The 18,744-nt window shown below is 71.2% G+C and carries 22 protein-coding genes and 1 pseudogene; 14 read left to right on the forward strand and 9 right to left on the reverse strand.

The genetic code is table 11. The features are described from left to right. The first annotated feature begins 18 nt into the window (after positions 1–18). The 4 genes from ACFY04_RS17750 to ACFY04_RS17765 all read left to right on the forward strand — a co-directional run bounded on the left by ACFY04_RS17750 (position 19) and on the right by ACFY04_RS17765 (position 2,400). Positions 19–528 carry an NUDIX hydrolase gene (locus ACFY04_RS17750; protein ID WP_389117665.1) on the forward strand — a complete coding sequence of 170 codons (510 nt, stop codon included), beginning with the start codon at positions 19–21 and terminating at the stop codon, positions 526–528. Between the two features lie 79 nt (positions 529–607). Continuing rightward, positions 608–1,486 carry a SigB/SigF/SigG family RNA polymerase sigma factor gene (locus ACFY04_RS17755; protein ID WP_389117667.1) on the forward strand — a complete coding sequence of 293 codons (879 nt, stop codon included), beginning with the start codon at positions 608–610 and terminating at the stop codon, positions 1,484–1,486. Positions 1,487–1,573: 87 nt separating this feature from the next. Beyond that, on the forward strand, positions 1,574–1,945 hold the full coding sequence (locus ACFY04_RS17760) for an STAS domain-containing protein (protein WP_389117670.1): 372 nt from the start codon (positions 1,574–1,576) through the stop codon (positions 1,943–1,945). 5 nt (positions 1,946–1,950) lie between these two features. Further along, positions 1,951–2,400 carry an ATP-binding protein gene (locus ACFY04_RS17765; protein WP_389117671.1) on the forward strand — a complete coding sequence of 150 codons (450 nt, stop codon included), beginning with the start codon at positions 1,951–1,953 and terminating at the stop codon, positions 2,398–2,400. Between the two features lie 46 nt (positions 2,401–2,446). Here ACFY04_RS17765 and ACFY04_RS17770 read toward each other — a convergent pair whose 3' ends face one another. Next, a complete protein-coding gene (locus ACFY04_RS17770) occupies positions 2,447–2,692 on the reverse strand; it encodes a DUF6296 family protein (RefSeq protein WP_373041818.1) in 246 nt (81 codons plus the stop codon). A 262-nt stretch (positions 2,693–2,954) separates the two neighbouring features. On the opposite strand from ACFY04_RS17770, the gene ACFY04_RS17775 reads away from it, so the two are divergent. The 6 genes and pseudogenes from ACFY04_RS17775 (at position 2,955) to ACFY04_RS17800 (ending at position 6,160) form a co-directional block, all read left to right on the forward strand. Continuing rightward, a complete protein-coding gene (locus ACFY04_RS17775; protein ID WP_389117673.1) occupies positions 2,955–3,899 on the forward strand; it encodes an oxidoreductase in 945 nt (314 codons plus the stop codon). Positions 3,900–4,208: 309 nt separating this feature from the next. Next, positions 4,209–4,694, forward strand: a complete 486-nt coding sequence (locus ACFY04_RS17780) for a lamin tail domain-containing protein (RefSeq protein WP_373041820.1) — start codon at positions 4,209–4,211, stop codon at positions 4,692–4,694. Positions 4,695–4,834: 140 nt separating this feature from the next. Next, complete coding sequence (locus ACFY04_RS17785; protein WP_389117676.1) at positions 4,835–5,113, forward strand: hypothetical protein; 279 nt, start codon at positions 4,835–4,837, stop codon at positions 5,111–5,113. A 104-nt stretch (positions 5,114–5,217) separates the two neighbouring features. Next, positions 5,218–5,346: pseudogene (locus tag ACFY04_RS17790) on the forward strand (daunorubicin/doxorubicin resistance ABC transporter ATP-binding protein DrrA); the annotation flags it as partial. 8 nt (positions 5,347–5,354) lie between these two features. Further along, positions 5,355–6,017, forward strand: a complete 663-nt coding sequence (locus ACFY04_RS17795; RefSeq protein WP_389117678.1) for an ABC transporter permease — start codon at positions 5,355–5,357, stop codon at positions 6,015–6,017. Further along, positions 6,014–6,160 (forward strand): hypothetical protein, encoded by a 147-nt coding sequence (locus ACFY04_RS17800; protein WP_389117679.1) that lies wholly within the window; start codon positions 6,014–6,016, stop codon positions 6,158–6,160. The genes ACFY04_RS17795 and ACFY04_RS17800 overlap by 4 nt, the downstream gene beginning before the upstream one ends. A gap of 8 nt (positions 6,161–6,168) precedes the next feature. Here ACFY04_RS17800 and ACFY04_RS17805 read toward each other — a convergent pair whose 3' ends face one another. Next, positions 6,169–7,212 (reverse strand): S66 peptidase family protein, encoded by a 1,044-nt coding sequence (locus tag ACFY04_RS17805; protein ID WP_389117681.1) that lies wholly within the window; start codon positions 7,210–7,212, stop codon positions 6,169–6,171. 287 nt (positions 7,213–7,499) lie between these two features. On the opposite strand from ACFY04_RS17805, the gene ACFY04_RS17810 reads away from it, so the two are divergent. Then, complete coding sequence (locus tag ACFY04_RS17810) at positions 7,500–7,997, forward strand: C40 family peptidase (protein ID WP_314245998.1); 498 nt, start codon at positions 7,500–7,502, stop codon at positions 7,995–7,997. Here the strand turns inward: ACFY04_RS17810 and ACFY04_RS17815 are convergent. From ACFY04_RS17815 to ACFY04_RS17835, 5 genes are all read right to left on the reverse strand, one after another. Then, complete coding sequence (locus tag ACFY04_RS17815) at positions 7,979–9,280, reverse strand: MFS transporter (RefSeq protein WP_389117683.1); 1,302 nt, start codon at positions 9,278–9,280, stop codon at positions 7,979–7,981. The two genes, ACFY04_RS17810 and ACFY04_RS17815, sit on opposite strands and share 19 nt — an antisense overlap. Before the next feature lie 57 nt (positions 9,281–9,337). Then, a complete protein-coding gene (locus ACFY04_RS17820; protein WP_389117685.1) occupies positions 9,338–9,934 on the reverse strand; it encodes an MBL fold metallo-hydrolase in 597 nt (198 codons plus the stop codon). A gap of 83 nt (positions 9,935–10,017) precedes the next feature. Continuing rightward, positions 10,018–10,524, reverse strand: a complete 507-nt coding sequence (locus tag ACFY04_RS17825; protein ID WP_389117687.1) for a DinB family protein — start codon at positions 10,522–10,524, stop codon at positions 10,018–10,020. Positions 10,525–10,577: 53 nt separating this feature from the next. After that, on the reverse strand, positions 10,578–11,750 hold the full coding sequence (locus ACFY04_RS17830; RefSeq protein ID WP_389117689.1) for an epoxide hydrolase family protein: 1,173 nt from the start codon (positions 11,748–11,750) through the stop codon (positions 10,578–10,580). A 10-nt stretch (positions 11,751–11,760) separates the two neighbouring features. Next, the gene (locus tag ACFY04_RS17835; RefSeq protein WP_389117691.1) at positions 11,761–12,747 is read right to left on the reverse strand and encodes an MBL fold metallo-hydrolase; all 987 of its coding nucleotides are present in this window, start codon (positions 12,745–12,747) and stop codon (positions 11,761–11,763) included. A gap of 102 nt (positions 12,748–12,849) precedes the next feature. On the opposite strand from ACFY04_RS17835, the gene ACFY04_RS17840 reads away from it, so the two are divergent. Continuing rightward, positions 12,850–13,953, forward strand: a complete 1,104-nt coding sequence (locus ACFY04_RS17840; RefSeq protein WP_389117693.1) for an AraC family transcriptional regulator — start codon at positions 12,850–12,852, stop codon at positions 13,951–13,953. A 434-nt stretch (positions 13,954–14,387) separates the two neighbouring features. Here the strand turns inward: ACFY04_RS17840 and ACFY04_RS17845 are convergent, their stop codons facing one another. Continuing rightward, entirely contained in the window at positions 14,388–15,131 is a 744-nt protein-coding gene (locus tag ACFY04_RS17845; RefSeq protein WP_389117695.1) for a TetR/AcrR family transcriptional regulator, read from the reverse strand. Positions 15,132–15,229: 98 nt separating this feature from the next. On the opposite strand from ACFY04_RS17845, the gene ACFY04_RS17850 reads away from it, so the two are divergent. Both ACFY04_RS17850 and ACFY04_RS17855 read left to right on the forward strand, forming a co-directional pair. Beyond that, a complete protein-coding gene (locus ACFY04_RS17850; protein ID WP_389117697.1) occupies positions 15,230–16,495 on the forward strand; it encodes an FAD-dependent monooxygenase in 1,266 nt (421 codons plus the stop codon). 181 nt (positions 16,496–16,676) lie between these two features. Beyond that, positions 16,677–17,321: a ScbR family autoregulator-binding transcription factor gene (locus ACFY04_RS17855; RefSeq protein ID WP_389117698.1), complete on the forward strand. Its 645-nt coding sequence runs from the start codon at positions 16,677–16,679 to the stop codon at positions 17,319–17,321. Between the two features lie 99 nt (positions 17,322–17,420). Here the strand turns inward: ACFY04_RS17855 and ACFY04_RS17860 are convergent, their stop codons facing one another. After that, entirely contained in the window at positions 17,421–18,557 is a 1,137-nt protein-coding gene (locus tag ACFY04_RS17860; RefSeq protein ID WP_389117699.1) for a hypothetical protein, read from the reverse strand. Positions 18,558–18,744: the final 187 nt, after the last annotated feature.

The raw sequence follows: 18,744 nt of genomic DNA on the forward strand, positions 1-18,744 counted from the left end.
CCCTGCGATCATGTGTCCATGGGCGAACTGGTCGAACGGGTCGATGAGGAGGACCGCGTCGTGGCGGTCGTAGACCGTGCGGAGGCGATTCGCGAGCGCTGGCCGCACCGCGTCGCGACGATCGTGTGCCGCGACGGCGACGGCCGGATCCTCGTGCACCGCCGCCCGGACGGCGCGTCCCGCTTCCCGGGGCAGTTCAACTGGATGCTCGGTGGGGCCGTCGACGTCGGCGAGTCGTACGAGGAGGCGGCGGCCCGGGAACTGGCGGAGGAGCTCGGGGTCCGCGCCGTTCCCCGCTTCGTGCTCAAGTTCCTGTGCGACGGGGCGATCAGCCCCTACTGGCTGGGCCTTCATGAAGCCGTGATCACCGCACCGGTCCGGCCCGACCCCACGGAAGTCGCCTGGTTCGACTGGCTGACCGAGCCCGAACTCGAGGAACTCGTCCGCCGCTCCGCGTTCATACCGGACGCCCGCGAGGCGTTCGACCGGTATCGCGCCCTGGACCGCCCGGACGCTCACGAAGAGTGACGCACGGCCACGGCGTGCACAGCTTCAACCCGCCGGGAGCGGGTATGGGGGTCGAGGGGAACTCCCCGAGGAGGGCTTCATGCCTGCCACTCTCCGTATCCAGGCCGGCTCCGCGCATCAGCAGGACGCTCCGCAGGACCCTCGCGAGATCCGCGATCCGCGGTCCGTGAGCACCGCTGACGCCCACGACCTGTCGGTCACGCTCTTCCGGCGGCTGCACGAACTGGACGAGGGGACCGCAGAGTACTCGTACGTGCGCAACACCCTGGTCGAGCTGAACCTGAGCATGGTCAAGTACGCGGCCACGCGCGTCCGTCACGTCGGCGCGCCGTGGGAGGACGTTCTGCAGGTCGGCACCATCGGCCTGATCAAAGCCATCAACAGGTTCGATCCGGAGCGCGGGTTCGAGTTCATGTCGTTCGCCCTGCCCACCATCGTGGGGGAGATCAAGCGGTACTTCCGTGACACGACCTGGGCCGTCCGCGTACCGCGCCGGCTGCAGGAGCTGCGCATCGACCTGGCGAAGGCGAACGACGCCCTGGAGCAGGAGCTGGGCCACGCTCCGGGCGCGCAGGAGCTCGCCGAGCGGCTGGACATCACCGTGGACGAGGTCCGCGAGGGCCGGCTCGCGGCCAACGGGTTCTCCAGCCTGTCCCTCGACGTCACCGTGGCGGCCGAGGACGACGAGGCCCCCGGCGTGTCGTCCCGGAGCCTCGGCGTCGAGGAGGGCCGCTTCGAGACGGTCGAGGATCTGGAATCGCTCAAACCGCTGGTGGGCGGGCTGTCCGAGCGGGACCGGACGATACTTGCCCTGCGTTTCGGCGAGGAGCTGACCCAGGCCGAGATCGGCGAGCGCCTGGGCATGTCGCAGATGCACGTCTCCCGGCTGCTGGGCCGCATCCTGGGCCGGCTGCGGGAGGGGCTGCTCGGCGAGGAACAGCGGGCCGAGGCGGCATGAGGCGCCCCCTGTCCGTACGGGACGGACAGGCATATCGCGGCGGAACCCGGGCAGGTGCAGAAGTGCACGACGGAAGGGTGATGCCGGATGGTGCCGGAAGCGGAGGGTGAACGCTTCACCGTCGCGGTGGCGGCCGTGGACGGAGCTGTCGTCCTCACGCTCACGGGGGAACTGGACCACGACACGGCGCAGCCGCTGCGGGACGCGCTCGACGAGGCACTCGCCCCGGGCCGGCGGCTGCTGGTCGACATGGCGGGGCTCGGGTTCTGCGACTCCACCGGGCTGAACGTACTGCTGAACACGCGTCTCGCGGCGCAGGAGGCGGGAGCCGGCCTCGAACTGGCCGGTCTGCACGGACCTGTCGCCCGGATGTTCTGGATCACCGGTGCGGACGGTGTGTTCCCCGTCCACTCCGATGTGGCGGAAGCCCTGAGGACGCCGAGCGGCGGAGGAGCCTGAGCGTCATGGAGCAGCGCGGTCCGTCCGACCGGATCTGGAGCCTGATGCTGTCCGGAACCACCGATGTCGTCTCGCGCAGCCGTGACTTCGCCCGCCAGGCGCTGACCGCCTGGCGCTGGCTCCCCGGGACGGGAGAGGCCGACCGCGAGAGCGCCGAAGATGTGCTCCTGCTGGTGTCGGAGGTGGTGGCCAACGCCTGTCTGCACGGCGGAGGGCCCCGGGCGCTCGTCCTCGACTTCTCGGCCGAGCGGCTGCGGATCGAGGTCACGGACGGCAACCCGGCCCCGCCGGTGCGCGTGCCGGCGCACGGGCCGGGCGACCGGGGAGGGCCGGTCGGTCACGGACTGCTGATCGTGGAACGTCTGGCCCGGGACTGGGGCTCCGAACCGGGGGTGGACGGCAAGCGTGTCTGGTGCGAGGTTCCGTGCCCGCCGGGGATCCGCGTTCCCGGATGACGGTGGCGAACCGGCCTGGGCACCCGCGTCGCCGGAGCACTGCGTGTCACACGCTGGGCACGGCCCGGACGCTCACCCGCGAGGCGGGTTCCTGGTGGCCGCCGCTCGCGATCATGCGTACGTCGCCCTGGTCGCTGATCTCCGCCTGCACGATTCCGGTGTCGTCGGCGTAGATCGGATGGCCGCCGGGCCCGGTCCGGTCGGTGCGGTGTACGAGGACCGATTCCTCGCCACCCGGCACCGCATGGTCAGGGGCGGCGAAGACCAGCTCGTACCTGCTGTCCCGTCCCATTCCGGCCTCCTCCGTGCGAATGCCCCGTCGACACCATTATCGGGCACAGGGGCGCGACCGCGCGCTCCTGGACAGGGGTGAGGGGGAGAAAGCTTCTGCAGGGAGAACGTCCCGCCCACCCTCGGGATTCCGGCTCGCAATGTGATCTTCCACCACCTCTGCGCGCCTTTCGGGCACGCCTTTCACCTGCGCATACTCCAGGACCCGCCTCGCCCTGAACCATCGGGGGGCGATGGCCGATCGGATGGAGTTGATCAATCAGATGACGTCGCACACGGTTTCCGCGGCAGCTTCGGGCACATGGGTGCTCGGTGATCTCACGGTCAACCGGATCGGCTTCGGCGCCATGCGCCTGACCGGCAGCGCGGCCTTCCATGAGGGCACTCCCGGCGACCGCGGCCGGGCGATCGCCGTACTGCGCCGGGCGGTCGAGCTCGGCGTCGACCACATCGACACCGCCGCGTTCTACTTCTCGCGGCTGCGTTCGGCCAATGAGCTGATCAACTCGGCGCTGGCGCCGTATGCGGACGGCCTCGTCGTCTCCACCAAGGTCGGCCCCGCCCGGGACGCCTCCGGCGGGTGGGCCGAATCGGCCCGTCCCGACCAGCTGCGCGGCCAGGTCGAGGAGAACCTGCGCCAGCTCGGCCGGGACCACCTCGACGTGGTGAACCTGCGCATCATGGGCCAGGAGTCCGTCAGCGAGCACTTCGGGGCCCTGTCCGAACTGCGTGACGCCGGACTGGTCCGCCATCTCGGCATCTCCAACGCCCGCCCGGAGCACCTGGCCCAGGCCGAGGCGGTCGCGCCGGTGGTGTGCGTCCAGAACCGCTACGGGATCGACGCGCCCGACCGGACGGGGATGCTCCGCGCCTGCGCGGAGCGCGGTATCGCCTTCGTGCCCTTCTTCTCCATCGCGGGAGAGGGGCGCGAGGCCGGCGCCGTCCGGACCGAGCACGACGAGGTCCGCGCCGTCGCCCGGGCGCACGAAGCGTCACCGGCGCAGGTGCGGCTCGCCTGGATCCTGCGGCAGGGCTCCCACGTACTGGCCATCCCCGGGACGGGCAACCCGGATCACCTCGCCGACAACGTGGCGGCGGGCGCACTCCGGCTGACTACGGACGAGCTCCAGCTCCTCGATTCGATCGCCAGAACCATTGACGTTCGCACGTCCGAAGAAACGGTTGGAGCGGTCGTTACAGGGCCCTGAACCCGTTCGGCGCAGAGCGGGAGGGGGTCGTGGGGGCAGCACGCCCGTCCGGGAAGGCCGCCGTCTCCGGGCCCGCCAAGGCTTGTTCGGCGCGCTCCCCCCGTTCGCGTCAGCACGGCATTGACATGTGTCCGATACACGCGAGAGTCACCGATACATCCGCATTTTGCAACACGCCCCGAATTAGTGGCTTTTGGTGGTGGTTGGGGGCCAGAGTGTGGCTCCTCGGCAGGACGCCGGGAACGGTTCCAGGCCCACCCGCCCCGTACAAGGCGGACCGGGCTGCTGTCTGTTGAAGGGGTCATCTTCATGTCTGCTTCTCTCGCCACCCGCCGGTTCGTCGCCGCGTTCCTGGCCGCCGGCGCCCTCGTCGGTGCCGCCGCCCTCCCGGCCACCGCCGACGACCACCGGCGCGACCGCGACCACCGGGCTCCGCACTCCTCGATCGTCATCAGCGACGTCCAGTACGGCACCGCCGGCCGCGACCGCTCCGACCGTGCGCTGAACCGGGAGTGGGTCGAGGTCAAGAACACCGGGCGCCGGAGCGTCAACCTGCGCGGCTTCACCCTCACGGACCGGCAGGGCAACCGCTACCGCTTCGAGGACTTCCGCCTGGACGGCCAGTCCAGCGTGAAGGTCCACACCGGCCAGGGCCGCGACACCCGCCGCGACGTCTACCAGGACCGCCGCCACCAGATCTGGGACGAGCGCGACACCGCCACCCTGCGCGACAACCGTGGCAACGTCCTCGACACCGACTCCTGGAACGGCCGCCGGCACCACCGCAACGGCTGATCCGGACGGGTCACCGGCCTGACGCGCGCCCGCACTCCCCGCACGGCGGGGGTGCGGGTGCGCGTCGATATCGGGCTGCGACTGTCAGAGGGGGGTGGCAGGATCATCGGCGGTGATCCGACCACCTACAGGGGGCAGGGATGGGGAGCACGACGTTCGAGTGGCCGCGCGACGCGCAGGCACGGGACACGGCGGCGCTGGAGCTGTGGCTCGCCTCGCACGGCTGGGAGGTCGACCCGACGGTGTTCATGGCCGGCGGGCTCGGCCCGGCCGTCCAGGTGCAGCCGATCGGCGGGGCGGGTCAGGACGGGGAGCCCGGGCTGCTGATCCTGCCGGGCGAGACCGTGGAGTACGTGCGGGACCGGATACGGATCGCTCCCCGGCCCGCCGCCGTTCCGGCCGCCTGCGGACCCTCGTAGGACCATCCGCCGCCGGTCGAGCGGCTTCCGCCCGCCGGGGCGACTGCCGGTGGTGTGCGTCAGAGTGGAAGGGATGCCGTTTTCCGCGCGAGCGAGGTGATCCCGTGAGACACGCGATCCGGGCCGAGGGCCTGGCCAAGCGGTTCAAGGAGACCCGCGCGCTGGACGGGGTGGACCTTGAGGTTCCGGCGGGTACGGTGCTCGGCCCGAACGGCGCGGGCAAGACCACCGCGAGTCCGTCATGACCGGCACGACCCTCACGGACCTGGGCCGCGGCGGCCGGGTGCGGCCGCCGGCGGCCCTGCGGCAGACCGCCACCATGGCCTGGCGCAGCCTGGTCTCCGTGAAGCACAATCCGCTGGAGCTCGTCGACTACAGCATCACGCCGATCATGTTCGTGTTCCTGTTCACCTACGTCTTCGGCGGGCAGATGGCGGGCTCCCCTCAGGAGTACCTCCAGTACGCGCTCGCGGGGATCATCGTTCAGAACACGCTGTTCATGAGCATGTATACCGCCATGTCACTGAACACCGACCTCACCAAGGGCGTGTTCGACCGGCTCCGCAGCCTGCCGATCGCCCGTTCGGCTCCGTTGTTCGGCCGGATCGTGGCCGACCTGGCCAAACAGCTGTGGGCCATGCTCCTGATGATCGCGCTCGGCACGGTGCTGGGCTTCGAGATCACCGGCGGTCCGGCGGGCTTCCTCGGCGCGACCCTGCTGCTGCTGACATTCGCGGCGGCCGTTTCGTGGACGGCGGTGCTGATCGGGATGACGGCCGCGGACGTGGAGAAGGTGCAGGTCTTCGCCTTCACCTTCATCTTCCCGCTCACCTTCACGAGCAGCGCGTTCGTCGAGGTCGACACCCCGGGTGGCTCCAGGCATGGGTCGAGGTCAACCCCGTGACCTATCTGTCGGACGCGTTCCGGGGGCTGCTGCTCGGTACTCCGGCGGGCGGGCCGATCCTCTGGTCGCTGCTCTGGGCGGCGGGCATCACCGCGGTCTTCATGCCCCTGACGATGCGCGCCTACCGCTCCGACAGCCGCTGAGCCGGGGCTCAGTACGTGACGACGATCCGGCGGGCCGGGCCGTCCACCCGGATGCGGCCTCCGACGGGGATCACGAGCTGCGGGTCGGTGTGGCCGAGGTCGACGTCGAACACCACCATGGTGTCGGGGGCGTACTGGCGCAGGGCCCGTAGGACGGCCTCGCGCTGTTGCCGGCGGAAGTCCGCCTTGGCCCCCGCGTCGAGCCGGTTCTCGAACGACCAGCTCTTCGCCCTGCCCATGAGCAGCGCGGGGAACTGCCGCAGCAGCCCGCGTTCACCCATGCCGCGCAGGATCCGGTAGACCTCTTCGGCGGGCGGCATCTCCTCGGAGGTCTCCAGGAACAGCACGTTGCCGACGTAGGACTCGACCGGCCGCGCCACGCGGTCGGCCATCAGCAGCCAGGAGATGATCTCCAGGTTGCCGCCCCAGCTGATGCCTTCGACGACCCGGTCGGCGTTGTGCCAGGACCAGCCGTCGGCAGGTTCCATGTACGGCTCGGATGCGAAGGTGTGCGGGTCCTCCCAGGGGCTGTTGACGTCCCCGTAGGCGCCGGCCGCGGTGAGCTCGTACTCGCCCGAGGTGAACAGCGCGGCCCGCAGGGAGTCGGCGGTCGACGGGTGCATCGCGCCGGGCCGGCCGAACCCGACCATGACCGATCCGCCGTGGTAGCCGACGATGCCCAAGTCCCGCAGGAACAGCAGCAGGTTGGTGTTGTCGCTGTAGCCGAGGAACGGCTTGGGGTTGGCGCGCAGGAGGTCGCGGTCGAGGTGGGGAAGGACGGTGATCTGGTCGTCGCCGCCGATGCTGGCGATCACCGCCTTGATGTCGGGGTCCGCGAAGGCCGCGTGGATGTCGGCGGCCCGCGCCTCGGGCGTCGCACCCATCGTCCGGGTCGTCGGGTATTCCACCGCCTTCAACCCGAAGTCGTCCTGGAGTCTGCTCAGCCCCAACTCGTAGGGCAGCGGGAACAGGCCGGGGAGGCCTGACGAGGGCGAAAGTACGGCGACCAGGTCTCCGGGGCGGGGCTTCACGGGGTAACGGGGATTCTCCATCCGATGATCATAGAAGTCGGCGGATCCGGCCTCGCATCGATTATCCGGGGCGAGCCCGCGTCTGCGCCGTGGACCGGCGTGTCGGGCATGCCCATATGGCAATCCTTCAGCCTTATGATCTCGAATCGAATGCAAAATCGAGATAAATGAGACTGTGTCCCGCGCTGTTCGGCGGATCCCGTCGGAGAAAACTGGTCCGCCGTCAGAGCCATGACGTATCGACCGAGAACAGGACCCCGATCACTGATCTGACTGTTACCCTGCCCACCGATTGCGGAGGTGTCACGATGTCCTGCTTCAGGACCGACTTCCGAAAGGCCCCCAAGGGCCTTCTCCCCACGTGTTGTTGCCCCAGAGCCCGCGCCGTCCTCTCGCTGCTGCTCCTGACGGCCGCCGTAACGACCGGCCCCGCAGCCCCGGCACACGCCACCGCCCCGTATGGCGCCAGAGCCGTCGCGGTGGCCGCCTCCAAACAGGGCTCGCCGTACGCCTACGGCGCCACGGGCCCCAAACGCTTCGACTGCTCGGGCCTCACCCTCTACGCCTTCAAGAAGGCGGGCAAACGGCTTCCACGCACCGCCGAGCAGCAGTACGAGCACACCCGCCACATCCCCGAGGCCGATCGCGCGGCCGGGGACCTGGTCTTCTTCCCCAGCGGCGCGACCATGACCCACGTGGGGATCTACGCCGGCGACGACCGCATCTGGCATGCTCCACGCCCCGGTACCCGGGTGCGCCTGGAGCGGATCTGGAGCACAGCGGTCCGCTACGGGCGTGCCACCTGATCGGGCGCCCGGCCGGTCCGGCCCCTTCGGTCCTGGTCTCCCGCCGCCGCCGCGGCGGCCGGACCCGGGTCCGCGGGCAGCCTGCGTACCGCCCACAGGCTCGGGGCGAGCAGCAGCACCAGGCTCGCCGAGGTCATCAGTACGGCACTCCAGAGAAGGACGGACTCCGTACCGAGGGAGGTCGCCGCGGCGCCCACGACGAGGTAGCCCAGCGGGACGGACATGAGCTCACCGGCCGAGCTGAAGGAGCTGACCCGCCCGAGCACCTCGGACGGGAGCTGTTCCTGCACGGCGGTGTTCCAGCACACGATCGCGATGTCGAGACCGATGCCCGCCATGACGGCCGCCCCGGCCAGCACGGCGAGCGGCGCGCCCCAGGCGAGTGCGAGGAAGGGCAGCGCGAGAGGCAGGTTGGCGCATACGCACACGACCATGATCCTGGACGGCTTCCATTTGAGTGAAACGATTCCACCCAGGAGCAGGCCTGCCGCGAATGCCCCCTGGACGATTCCCCACGAAGGAGCACCCAGATGACTGTTCTGTGCCATCACGGGGCCGAGGAGCTGATAGCCGCCGAGCCAGAGGGCGACGACCACGGTGCCGGACAGCGTGTAGGACCAGATCCAGGAGAGACGGGAGAACTCTTTCCAGCCATCCTTGAAGTCGCGGAGAACTGAAGCCGTGGTCTTGACAGGTCCGGACACGTCAAGACGGCTGCAGAGGAGGGCCGCGACCGCGAAACTGGCGGCGTCCCAGCCCAGGGTCAGTTCCGGGCCGATGAAGGCCACGAGGGCGCCGCCGACCGCCGGCGCGAGGATGCGGATGACGTTGCCGGGCAACCGCATCAGCGCGTTCGCCTGCTGCAGCTCGCCGGGATCGACGAGCTGCGGCAGCAGGCTGTTCATGGCGGGCTGGGTCAGTGCCGACGCGCAGCCCGCCAGCGCCGCGAACAGGGCGATCCGCCCGGTGGTGGCCGTTCCCGTCACCACGAGCAGTGCGACGCAGCCCTGGGTGACGGCCGGCAGCACATTGCCGATGACAATGACCCGTTGGCGGGAGAACCGGTCCGCGATCACTCCTCCGACGAGGAGCAGGACGAGCTGCGGGGCGGTGTTGGCGGCGAGGACGATCGCCAGGGACGCCGGGCTGCTGTCGAATCCGAACACGGCGAACGCCAGGGCCACGGGAGCCATCGCCGTGCCGCTCATCGAGATCAGACGTGCCAGGAGGAATAATCTGAACGGCTTGTGCCGCAGTGCGGAGAGGGATCCCTGTCGAACCATTCGACGGAGACTATCCTGCTCCTCCGCAGGTGGCGGGGCCAGGAGGGGTCCGGCGCCTCAGAGCGATTCGCCGGGCCGCAGATAGCGGTAGCCGTGCGAAGTCTCCTCACCGAGCCAGCCGTTGACGCTGCTGAGACCGCGGTCGTTGATCTGCGCGTCGTGAATGGCGAACGCCCTCCGCGGGTTCACGGCCTTGACGAAATCGATGGCCTCCACCATTTTCAGCCACGACCCCTGCGCCGGCACCAGCAGTGTCTCGATCTCCTGCTCGGGCACGTGCAGGGAGTCACCCGGGTGGTAGACCGCGTCCTCGACGACGTAACCGAGGTTCGCGCAGTCGGGCTGGCCGCCGTAGACGAAGGCATGGCGGCCGCCGACCGCCCGTATGCGGAAGCCCGCGGCGGTGAACTCCGCACCGGAGGACACCCCGATGACGTCCAGCCGCGGAATGTCCGCCTCGGCGGGGGCGTAGACCGGTACGCCGAGCCCCGCCAGGCGCAGCACGTCGACGTGGTCGGTGTGCTCGTGGGTCACCAGCACGGCGTCCGCGCCGGTCAGGGCGGCCGGTTCGCTCCACGTGCCGGGATCGATGACGAGTACCCGGCCGCCCTGCTCGATCCGGACACATGCATGGGTGTACTTCGTGATCCGCATGGCTTCGGACCGTACAGGGCCGGGCCCCGCCACGGCCCGGTCATTTCCGGGTCATGGCGGGGTCGTTCCGGGTCGTGCCCGGGTCATTCCCCGGTCGTCCCGTCGATCGCCTCGCGCAGCAGGTCCGCGTGCCCGTTGTGGCGGGCGTACTCCTCGATCATGTGGGCCAGGATGTAGTGCAGCGAGTACGACTGGTCGCCGGAGTGCCCGGTCACGTCGAGGGACTCGGCGGCGTCCACGATCGCGCGCGACCGCTCGCACGTCTCCTCCCAGATCCTGAACGAGCCGGCCACGTCCGCGTCCTCGACGTGGAACTCCGTCCACTCCCCCGCCTCGTTCTTCGGGAAGTAGCCCCGTACGTCCTCCCCGGCCAGGGCGTTGCGGAACCATCCGCGCTCGACCTCCGCGAGGTGGCGCACCAGCCCGAGCAGGCTCAGCCCGGACGGGGCCACCGCCCTCATGCGCAACTGCTGCTCGCTCAGCCCCGCGCACTTCATCATCAGGGTGTCCCGCTGCCACTGCAGGACGCTGGTCAAGGTGGCGCGCTCGTCGCCCGTCAGTACGGGCCGGGTCCGCTGTTCATCGATCACCGGGCGATCATCACATCCGGTCCGGCCCCGGCCCACACGTTTTCACATGCCGGTCAGCGCAGTTGCCGGAAGAAGGCGCGGATGTCCCCCACCAGCAGCTCGGGCACCTCCATGGCGGGGAAGTGACCGCCCCGGTCGTACGAGGTCCAGCGCACGATGGTGTCGGTGCGCGCGGCGACGTGGCGCAGCGGGATGAAGTTGTCCCGGGGGAAGTCGGCCAGTGCGGTCGGGGTCCGCGACACCTCGGGCGGCAGGCCGGCGTACGCGGCGTGGGCCCGCTCGTAGTAGATGCGGGCCGCGCTGCCGGCCGTTCCGGTGAGCCAGTACAGCATCACGTTGGTCAGCATCTGGTCCCGGTCCACCGGGCACGCGGGGTCGCTCCACTCGGTGAACTTCTCCGCGATCCAGGCGAGCAGGCCGACCGGCGAGTCGTTGAGCCCGTACGCGAGGGTCTGCGGGCGGGTCGCCTGGATGTCGGCGTACCCCTGCCGCTCGCGCGCCCAGATCCGGTACCGCTCCCAGGAGGCCAGCGTCCGTTCCTGTTCGGCGGGGGACAGCGCGGCCAGTTCCTCCGGCCGGGGTTCGGCGGTGGCCCCGCCCCCGGGCAACAGGTTCAGGTGCACTCCGATCACGCGGTCCGGCCGGATCAGCCCGAGTTCCCGCGAGATCGCGGCCCCCCAGTCGCCGCCCTGCACCCCGTACGACCGGTGGCCGAGGCGGTCCATCAGCACGCCGAAGGCCCGGGCCACCCGCTTGAACTCCCAGCCCGTCTCGGTCGTGGGCCCCGAGAGGCCGAAGCCGGGGATGCTCGGCAGCACCAGGTGGAAGGCGTCCGCCGGGTCGCCGCCGTGCGCCCGGGGGTCCGTGAGCGGGCCCGCGACGCGCTGGAACTCCACCGGCGAGCCCGGCCAGCCATGGGTCATCAGCAGCGGGGTCGCGTCCGGCTCGGGCGAGCGGACGTGTGCGAAGTGCACCCGTGCGCCGTCGATGACCGTGGTGAACTGCGGCCACTCGTTCAGCCGGGCCTCGGCCGCCCGCCAGTCGTACTCCTCGCGCCAGTAGCCGGCGAGCTCCCGCATCCGGGCGAGCGGCATCCCGTACGCCCAGCCGACCCCGGGCAGCTCGTCGGGCCACCGCACCCGGCCCAGCCGCTCCCGCAGGTCGTCCAGCTCCCCCTGCCCCACATCGAGCCGGAACCCGCGCAACCGCTCGTCAAGATCACTCATGCCGCGCATGCTAAGGGCTGTCGTGTCGATCAGCCCCCACGAGCCCGCCCCCCTCGGACGGGGCAGCAGGCTCCCCGGCCGTGTCGTCGGACGGGGGCCAGGAGGCCCAGCAGGCGGGGGCGAAGGTGTCGGCGGCAGCGCGGATGTTCAGGGCGCCCGGGCCGGCGAAGTGGGCGGGGACGACCAGTTCCCGCTCGTCCGCCGCCCGTTGCAGGACACGGCGGCGGCTGGCCGCCGCCTGTACCGGGTCCAGGCAGAAACAGCTGTTGCAGGAGGGCTGGACGATCTGCACCGGGCTGTGCATGAGATCGCCGACGAACACGGCCCGCTCACCTCGGGAGTCCAGACGCAGGACGGACGATCCGGGGGTATGGCCGGGAGCCGGCTCCAGGGTGAGGTGTTCGTCGATGCGGTGGGCGCCGTCCCACAGCACGGCCTGTCCGGCCCGGTGGATGGGCGCGATGCTGTCCTCGTAGACCAGGCCGTCGTCCGGGCCTCGGCCCTGCCCCGAGGAGTTGCCCGGCCCGAAGTGGAAGTCGTCCGCCGCGGGGATGAGGTAGCGGGCGCGGGGGAACGTCGGGACCCATTCCCCGTCCACGTCACGGGTGTTCCAGCCGACGTGGTCGGCGTGGAGGTGGGTGTTGACCACGACGTCGACGTCCTCCGGGTGCACGCCGGCGCCGGCCAGGGCGCCCAGGAAGTCGGTCTGCCAGTGGTGGAAACGGGGGGTGTGGGGGCGTTCGCGGCCGTTGCCGACCCCGGTGTCGATCAGGACGGTCCGGCCGGCACTGCGCAGGACCCAGGACTGCAGGGCCATCACCGCCTGGTCCTGCTCCGGCTCCCAGTGGTCCGGAGCCAGCCAGTGCCTGTTGTCCTCCCACACCGCGGCGGAGTCCGGCACCAGGTCGCGGGGGGAGGTGAAGAAGCCCTGCCACTCGCGGACCCGGATGACCTCGATATCGCCCAGCCAGATCGACTGCTTGTTCTCATTCGTCATGCCACGACCCTAGAAAGAAGCCGGTGAGCTCCTCAATGCCTGTCTGGCTCACCGCAATACGCGCGCGTCTCACACCGGGCGGCGGTCCGGTAGCGTGACGGGATGGACGTGGTGAGCGATGCGATCTCGGCCGTACGGATCGGGCGGCCCTCCTCGCAGCGGGTCCGGGTGGAAGGGAGTTGGTGCGCCCGCCTCGACCCGTACGACGGCGCCGGGTTCCACATCGTGCTGGAGGGCAGCTGCTGGCTGCTGCCCGACGGAGGCGGTGCGCCCCTGTCACTGGGCGTGGGGGACGCGGTGCTGCTGCCGCACGGGGCGGGCCATGTGATCGCCGACCGACCGGCCGGTGCGCGGGAGATGGAGCGGGCGGTGCCGTTCCGACAGTGGGACGCGGTACGTACGACAGGTCTGCCGGGTCGAGCAGTTGGGGCGGGCCGGCGCCGCGGGCCGGGAGCCGGGGGTGGACCTGGCGGGCCTGGCGGGCTCGGGGGCGGGCCGGACGGGGTGGATGCGGCGGCTGGAGCGGGGGCCGGTGGTGGTGTGGTGGAGATGCTGTGCGGCAAGTACCGGCTCGACCGCAGCCGGGCGCATCCGCTGATGGCGGAGCTGCCGCAGGTCGTGCACCTGCCTTCCCGGGTGGGAGCACGGCCCGAACTGCGGTCCGCCATCGACCTGCTGGGCCGTGAGCTGGGCGAGCAGCGGCCTGGTTCCGGCATCGCGGTGCCCGGCCTGCTCGACCTGCTGCTCGTCTACATGATCCGCTCCTGGGTGACCGAGGGCGGGAGCGGGACGTGGTCGGCGGTGCTGGGCGATCCGGTGGCGGCCGGCGCGCTGCGGGCCCTGCACGCGGACCCGGCCGCGCCGTGGACCAACGAGCGTCTGGCGGCGCAGGTCGGGGTGTCCCGGCCCACCCTGGCCCGGCGTTTCACCTCCCTGGTGGGCCGGCCTCCGATGGCATACCTGACGTGGTGGCGGCTGAGCCTGGCCGCGGCGGTACTGCGCGAGTCCGAGGAGCCGCTGGACTCGGTGGCGCGGCGGGTCGGCTACGGCAGCCCGTACGCCCTCTCGCACGCCTTCAGCCGCGAGTTCGGCACCACACCCGGCCGCTACCGGGCCCAGGGCCGGCCGGAAACAGCCCCGGAGACGAAAGCCGGAGCCGGGACCGGTGTCTCGGGGGTGGTCGGCGCGGGGTCTTTCGCAGGGTGAGGAAGATGGTTCGAGCCGTTCGGCAGCTTCGACGGCGGCCGCCACCCGCTCCACGGCACTGCGGACAGCGCATGCGGGGTCTTCCTGAGGTCGACCGATTCCCCTTCGCCATGGTGGCGACCTTGGAAGGCGCGCTCATGGTCCTGCGTCCGCGGGGCGAATCCGGCTGAGCGACAACACCGGGCGGGGTGCTCGAAGCGGCCCGGCAGGGGCATGAGAGCGGCCGGAGCAGTACACGGTGTCTGAAAGATGTCCGGCGTGTATGACGTCCTGGTCCAGGCGTATCCGGGCAGCGTCGCGGTGAGCGCACCCGGCGAACTGCCGCTCGTGGTACGTCAGTTGTAGGCGTATCGCGCGAGAAGGTCTTCGCCCACGCCGCTGCCGGCACACCCCCGGGGCCCTGCCGCACCGTCCCGGCCGGCCCGTGCGTGGGGTCAGTTCCCGCCCGCGCGGCGGGTCATCAGCAGTTCGAGCCCGTCCAGGATGCGCCCCAGTCCGAACTCCAGGGCCTGGTCCCGGCCGCCGTGTTCCGCCGCCGAGGCCAGCGCCGCCCCGAGTGCGGGGAACCGGTCCCCGTGCGCCCGCATCACCTCGCCCAGCACCTCCGCCAGTTGAGCATCCGGCCCCTCCCCCGCCACCCCCGACCCGGCTCCCGCGCCGGCGGCCCGCTCCTGCTCCGCGATGCCGCGTACGTGCCCGGCGAGCAGCACCACCGCGTCCATCGCCTCGGCCCCGGTCAGCCCGCACCCGTCCAGCGCGGCGAGCGCCCGCTCCATCCACTCCAGCTCCCGCGGGCCCATGACCCGCACCCCGACGGTCGCTTCCAGCAGCCACGGGTGGAGCCGAAGGCCCTCCAGCAGCCCCCGCGCCCACTCCTCGAGCCGCTCCCGCCAGGGGCCGTCCGGCGACTGCGCCGCCGCGGGCATCGCGCCCTCCACCATCAGCGCGACCAGTTCGGCCTTCCCCGGCACGTACCGGTACAGAGCCATCTTGGTGACGGCCAGCTCCGCGGCCACCCGCTGCATCGACGCGCCGCCCAGGCCCTCCGCGTCGGCGATCTTGATACCCGCCCGGGCGATCCCCTCCAGCGTGAGCCCCCGCTTCGGTCCGCGCGCGGGCCCGGCAGGCGGCGGCCCCCACAGCAACCGCACGGCCGGGCCCCACTGATCGCTCGCCATCGCATTCACCTTGCGCTCGCACCAAAACTGCGTCTACCGTACACGGTATCGAATCAGTGTCCATCGGACACAGTTAATCTCAGGCCCAGGAGTCCTCCATGACCGCACCGTCCGAACAGATCGGCAGCCCGCGCCCCGCGGCCCGTACCGTCCTCATCTCGGGCGCCGGCGTCGCGGGCCCCGCCCTCGCCCACCGGCTCGGCCGCCACGGCCTGCGCCCCACCGTCGTCGAGATCGCCCCCGCCCTGCGCCCGGGCGGCCAGGCCGTCGACTTCCGCGGCGGGACCCAGCTGCGCGTCCTTCGGCGGATGGGGATCCTCGACGAGCTCCACCGCGTCCGGACCGGCGGCAGTCCGATGACCTTCGTCGACGCCGATGGCCGCGAACTCCTGCACCTGCCCGCCGAGTTCGCGGGCGGCGACATCGAGGTCCTGCGCGGCGACCTCTCCCGGATCCTCTACGAGGCCTCGCTCGCCGCCGGCGCCGAGTACCTCTTCGGGGACTCGCTCACCTCCCTCACCGAGACGGCCACCGGCGTCGACGTCACCTTCCGCCACGGCCCGCCCCGCACCTTCGACCTCGTCGTCGGCGCCGACGGCCTCCACTCGAACGTCCGGCGCCTCGCCTTCGGCCCGGATGCCGACCACGTCACCCACCTCGGCCACTACGCCGCCACCTGGAGCCTGCCCAACCACCCGGACCTGGGCCTGGACCTGCGCCCCGGCTCCATCGGCCACAACACCCCCGGCCGCCTCGCCAGTGTCGCCGCGGACCGCACCGACCCCTCCCGTGCCCGCGCCTTCCTCGTCTTCGCCTCCCCCGAGCTCGCGTACGACCGCCATGACACCGAGGCCCACAAACGCCTCCTGCGCGGGGCCTTCGCCGGTCTGCCCTGGAAGGTGGACCGCCTCCTCGACTCCCTCGGCACCGCCGACGACCTCTACTTCGACTCGATCAGCCGCGCCGACGCCCCCGCCTGGTCCACCGGCCGGATCGCCCTCCTCGGTGACGCCGCCTGCGGCGCGACCATCGGCGGAATGGGCACGGGCACCGCGATCCTGGGCGCGTACGTCCTGGCCGGTGAACTCTCCCGCTCGCCCGGGGGCCACCGGGCCGCCTTCGCCCGCTACGAGTCCCTGCTGCGCGCCTACGCCCAGGACCGCCAGAAGGGCGGCGACCGCACGGGCCGCTTCCTCGCCCCCTCCTCGAATCCGGGCCTGCGCCTGCGCAACACCCTGCTCGGCAGGCGCCGCGTCCTCGCCTGGATGCTCAAGGCGGCGAAGGACGGCACCGCACTCACGCTTCCGGACTACCCGGACTACCCGGACCGCCCGGCCAACTCGCCTTCGGCGCACGTCCATTGACGTCCAGGCCTGCTCGCCGCCGAAAAAGAATCACGCAAAGAACCACACAACTCCCCGAACCGCTCCCCGCCTCCGCAAAAAAAAGTACCTGCCGACTGGTTTCGTTTCGCGTTGCCCGACTACATTGACGGCACACCGCGGCGAACACCGCTCGGGCAGTGACCAAGGGGACGAGCAGAACGTGGCGAGGGCCAGACAGGAGCGGGCCGAGATCACCCGCCAAGCCATACTCGACGGCGCGGCGACCGCCTTCGATCTCGGCGGGTTCGAGGGCACCAGCCTCAGCGACGTCGTCAAGCACGCCGGAGTCACCAAGGGCGCCCTCTACTTCCACTTCTCGTCCAAGGAAGCCCTCGCCCGCACCCTGATGGACGAGCAGTTCCAGGTCTCCGAACACCTCCCGGCCGTCGAGAACCCGGGCCTGCAGACCGTCATCGACCTCACCCACCAGATGGCGCACGGCCTGCGCACCGACGTCCGTATCCGCGCCGGCATCCGCCTGGTCATCGAGTTCGGCTCCTTCACCCACCCCGACCCGACCCCCTACGACGCCTGGATCGACACCTGCCGCAACTGCCTGACCCCCGCTCAGCAGCGCGGCGACATATACCCGTCGCTCGACGTCCAGGACCTCTCGACCCTGCTCGTGGGAGCCTTCACCGGCATCCAGGTCACCTCACACGTCCGCACGCGCCGCGAAGACCTCCACACGCGCGTCACCGACCTGTGGAACTTCCTCCTCCCGACGATCGTCCCCCCGCAGCGCATCACCCGCTTCCACCCCACGGGCACGCCCGAGACGGCCCCGCCCTCCCCCACCCGCTGACGCAGGACGGCCCCGCACACGCCGTGGCGAACCACGGGGGTGCTCGCCACGGCGTGTGCGAGACCGCCCTGCCCCGAACGCGAACGCACCGAACCGGCCCTACGGCCGGGGGCTCTCCAGGACGTACGCCTGCTTGGACGCACAGGTCCAGATCACCGGCCGGACCCGGTTCTGCGCGTCCAGCGCGGCTCCGCCGACCCGGTCGTCGTCCGTGACGGCGAAGGCGGCGGTGAACAGGGACGGGCCCAGCCCGGGCAGGACGCGCACCGGCCCCTTGCCGGTCCAGTACTGCGCCCGGGCCCCCGGGCTGTCCGGCGGGCGCGGCAACGCGTAGGTGAACTCGGCCAGGCCGACCGCGACGCCGGTGTTCGGGCTGATCGAGTCGAACGTTCCGCCGATCGCGCCGGGTGCCCAGGGTGCGTACACCGGAAGGCCGTCGGGTCGGTTCCACACCACGGCGAACTCCGCGCTGCCGGGCCCTGTGCCCCGCCGCGCGTAGCCGACGATCCGGCCCGAATCGTCGATCTCCCGGGTGACGTAGGTGTCCCCCGTGTCGTCGACGGGCCCCAGCACCGAGGGCGCCGCGTCCGGGTACGCGGGCCAGTAGAACCCCGGGACGACGAGGAACCGGGCGCCGGGGCGGGGCTCCTCCGCCCGCCCGTTGCCCGAGACCTGCCCGGCGTTGTTGAGGCCCGACGTCTCGTGGAGCCTGTATCCGGCGGGCGCGGGCAGTTCGCGGCGCAGCCTGCCCTCCGACCATTCCAGGCCGGTGGTCCGGTTCTGCGCGGCGTCCCAGAGACTGCCGGCGATGACGCCCCGGTCGTTGACCCCGCTCGCCTCGTCCCCGCCGGGCAGTACGGTGATGGCGGCATCGCCGTGCCGGTAGCTGAACGCCTTGCTGCCCTCGCGGGTGGTCACCTGCCCGATCATGAGGCCGGACCGGTTGACGTCCACGACCCGGCTCGTACTGGAGCCCTCGGGGACCGGCACCGCGTACACCCGTTCCCCGATCCAGTACGCCGGCTTCATGCCGGACATACCGACCGCCAGGCGCGAGTGGCCCGGTGCGATGGCGCTGACCTGGGTGCGGCGCACCCAGGGGCTCGGATGCGGATCGTCGGTGGTGGGCAGCGACTGAAGGACCTGGATGGACGGCCTGCAGGGTGCGGCGGCTCCCCCCGCGGCCGCCTGCGCGGGAGCCGTCATACCGAGGGCGGCGAGGAAACTGCCCGCCACGGCGAAGCCCGTACGCCTCGTACGTCCTGCACCCCTCGCGTTCCCGGTGCGTCGCGTTCTCGTTGTCATGAATCCCCCCGGATCACGTCACGTGGAAGCCGAATCGCAGGGAGACATCCTTGCCCCGCCGGACCGGGATGAACAGTGACGATCCGGATGATCGACACGTCACTTCCGGACCTGCCCA

The sequence above is a fragment of the Streptomyces sp. NPDC001549 genome (assembly GCF_042894025.1).
In the GTDB taxonomy this organism is placed as follows: domain Bacteria; phylum Actinomycetota; class Actinomycetes; order Streptomycetales; family Streptomycetaceae; genus Streptomyces; species Streptomyces kutzneri.

Bases quoted from the DNA above. Each gene is read 5' to 3' on its own strand.
- ACFY04_RS17785 (WP_389117676.1), top strand. From the start codon at position 4,835: ATGGGGAGCACGACGTTCGAGTGGCCGCGCGACGCGCAGGCACGGGAC.
- ACFY04_RS17770 (WP_373041818.1), bottom strand. From the start codon at position 2,692: ATGGGACGGGACAGCAGGTACGAGCTGGTCTTCGCCGCCCCTGACCAT.
- ACFY04_RS17845 (WP_389117695.1), bottom strand. From the start codon at position 15,131: ATGGCGAGCGATCAGTGGGGCCCGGCCGTGCGGTTGCTGTGGGGGCCG.
- ACFY04_RS17835 (WP_389117691.1), bottom strand. From the start codon at position 12,747: ATGACGAATGAGAACAAGCAGTCGATCTGGCTGGGCGATATCGAGGTC.
- ACFY04_RS17795 (WP_389117678.1), top strand. From the start codon at position 5,355: ATGACCGGCACGACCCTCACGGACCTGGGCCGCGGCGGCCGGGTGCGG.
- ACFY04_RS17820 (WP_389117685.1), bottom strand. From the start codon at position 9,934: ATGCGGATCACGAAGTACACCCATGCATGTGTCCGGATCGAGCAGGGC.
- ACFY04_RS17760 (WP_389117670.1), top strand. From the start codon at position 1,574: ATGGTGCCGGAAGCGGAGGGTGAACGCTTCACCGTCGCGGTGGCGGCC.
- ACFY04_RS17750 (WP_389117665.1), top strand. From the start codon at position 19: ATGGGCGAACTGGTCGAACGGGTCGATGAGGAGGACCGCGTCGTGGCG.
- ACFY04_RS17840 (WP_389117693.1), top strand. From the start codon at position 12,850: ATGGACGTGGTGAGCGATGCGATCTCGGCCGTACGGATCGGGCGGCCC.
- ACFY04_RS17780 (WP_373041820.1), top strand. From the start codon at position 4,209: ATGTCTGCTTCTCTCGCCACCCGCCGGTTCGTCGCCGCGTTCCTGGCC.
- ACFY04_RS17815 (WP_389117683.1), bottom strand. From the start codon at position 9,280: ATGGTTCGACAGGGATCCCTCTCCGCACTGCGGCACAAGCCGTTCAGA.
- ACFY04_RS17810 (WP_314245998.1), top strand. From the start codon at position 7,500: ATGTCCTGCTTCAGGACCGACTTCCGAAAGGCCCCCAAGGGCCTTCTC.
- ACFY04_RS17830 (WP_389117689.1), bottom strand. From the start codon at position 11,750: ATGAGTGATCTTGACGAGCGGTTGCGCGGGTTCCGGCTCGATGTGGGG.
- ACFY04_RS17850 (WP_389117697.1), top strand. From the start codon at position 15,230: ATGACCGCACCGTCCGAACAGATCGGCAGCCCGCGCCCCGCGGCCCGT.
- ACFY04_RS17805 (WP_389117681.1), bottom strand. From the start codon at position 7,212: ATGGAGAATCCCCGTTACCCCGTGAAGCCCCGCCCCGGAGACCTGGTC.
- ACFY04_RS17765 (WP_389117671.1), top strand. From the start codon at position 1,951: ATGGAGCAGCGCGGTCCGTCCGACCGGATCTGGAGCCTGATGCTGTCC.
- ACFY04_RS17755 (WP_389117667.1), top strand. From the start codon at position 608: ATGCCTGCCACTCTCCGTATCCAGGCCGGCTCCGCGCATCAGCAGGAC.
- ACFY04_RS17775 (WP_389117673.1), top strand. From the start codon at position 2,955: ATGACGTCGCACACGGTTTCCGCGGCAGCTTCGGGCACATGGGTGCTC.